2 protein-coding genes are annotated in these 1,645 nt (G+C 41.1%); one reads left to right on the plus strand and one right to left on the minus strand.

Annotated elements, in window-relative coordinates; translation table 11 throughout:
* Positions 1-165: 165 nt before the first annotated feature.
* A complete protein-coding gene (locus tag AB5Z52_RS16955; protein ID WP_003126028.1) occupies positions 166-762 on the minus strand; it encodes a TetR/AcrR family transcriptional regulator in 597 nt (198 codons plus the stop codon).
* A 103-nt stretch (positions 763-865) separates the two neighbouring features.
* Here AB5Z52_RS16955 and AB5Z52_RS16960 point away from each other — a divergent pair, with 103 nt between their 5' ends.
* On the plus strand, positions 866-1,468 hold the full coding sequence (locus AB5Z52_RS16960; protein WP_003126027.1) for an ECF transporter S component: 603 nt from the start codon (positions 866-868) through the stop codon (positions 1,466-1,468).
* Positions 1,469-1,645 lie beyond the last annotated feature (177 nt).

Below are 1,645 nucleotides of genomic sequence, written 5' to 3' on the forward strand. Positions count from 1 at the left end.
GCCAGAATGAGGTTCATTCTGACCCAGATTTGATTTTGTACAACCCATCAGTCCTTATTGACAAAGAGCCCAAAAAAGTCCAGAGATCGTTCGATCTCAATCGAACTTGAGAAAGGCTATTTCTCCATTTTTTGTATTATCTTCTATCACAGCTTCTAAAATCTTTTATTGGTACGGCAACAGTGTTCGCATCACTTGAATTTGATGATCGATTTGTTCTTCTTGAATATGACCCGTCAAAGCTAAAATACCCAGACCTTCTATAACAAACATATAGTTTTCCGCGATTGCTTCCAGATTCCGATCGGCAATCACGCCTTGCGCAACTCCAACTTGAAAAATCTCTTGGATCGTGCGTTTCGTCTCAGTCAACTGCGTTTGCTGCAACGAACTCGTCTCAACTGACTTATGCGTATAATAATACTCATACGTCGCTCGCAGCATGCTGTCGGATATGCTATGAAGCAATCGGTATTTATGATCCTCAAAATATTTCGTCAAGATAGTCTCGAAAGAAGCATTTGCTTTGATCATTGCTCGAACTTCATTAAACCGTCGTTGCGAACGTTGTTGCAGCACTTCTAAGAAAATCGCATCCACCGATTGAAAGTACAGATAGATCCCGCCGCGACTGATGCCGCATTCTTCGATGATGTCTTGCATCGTCGCATCGATCAATCCTTTCTTGCTGAATACTACTTTGGCACTTTCCAAAATCGCTTCTCGTTTTTGCCGTTTTTTTTCTTCGATCGGCTTTTTCATGCTTCCACCTCACTTTATTAATGACACCTGTGTCATTTTATTGTATAATCATCCTAACATAAAAATGACACGAGTGTCATTCTATAAGAAAGGGTGTTTTCTCATGAACACAAAAAACAAAACGTATCGTTTAGTGATCCGTGCAATTCTAACCGCAATCATTATCTTACAAACTATGGTACCTTTCCTTGGCTTTATTCCTATCGGCATCACTAGTCTGACGATCATTCATATCACGGTCATTGTTGCTGCCATTGTTTTAGGAACGAAAGATGGGATGTTTATCGGCTTGGTTTGGGGGATTTTCACGATTATTCGGGCATTCACTTCCCCTACGACCCCTTTGGATATCACAGTATTCACTAATCCGATCATCTCAGTCCTGCCAAGGGTCTTAGTAGGTCTCGTCGCTGGTATATTGTTTACTTGGCTCTATCGTAAAACAAAGAAAGTCGTCCTTGCTTCTATTGTTGCAGCCATCTTTGGTACCCTTACCAACACGGTTCTCGTGTTAACGTTGATGGGAACCCTGTACACTAGTTTGGTGGCAACTACCTATGGTGTTGATGCTTCCGCTTTGTTTGTCACATTAGGAGCTATTGCAGTGACTAACGGCGTTTCTGAAGTGATCACAGCAGTGATCCTGACACCAATATTAGTCAAAGCGCTTTTCGCAGCCACCAGTTTACGTCCAGAAAACCGCTGAGTAAAAGTCCGATTCTTTTAGGTTTGTATCGTTAGCTTTATCCTATCATTTTTTACGACAAGTGCAAACTTGTCCTCTCATTTAACAAATGAAATCAACTAAGAAAACCACCGGAGAATGAATTCTCCGGTGGACTTTTTGTATGATTAACCTTCTTATTGAGCATCACTGATCTTA

It is taken from the genome of Enterococcus sp. RTP21361st1_A6_RTP21361_211029 (assembly GCF_040910045.1).
Classification (GTDB): domain Bacteria; phylum Bacillota; class Bacilli; order Lactobacillales; family Enterococcaceae; genus Enterococcus_D; species Enterococcus_D gallinarum.

What these genes read in the sequence shown, in the direction of transcription:
- AB5Z52_RS16955 (WP_003126028.1), bottom strand. Translation starts at nt 762, where the DNA reads ATGAAAAAGCCGATCGAAGAAAAAAAACGGCAAAAACGAGAAGCGATT.
- AB5Z52_RS16960 (WP_003126027.1), top strand. Translation starts at nt 866, where the DNA reads ATGAACACAAAAAACAAAACGTATCGTTTAGTGATCCGTGCAATTCTA.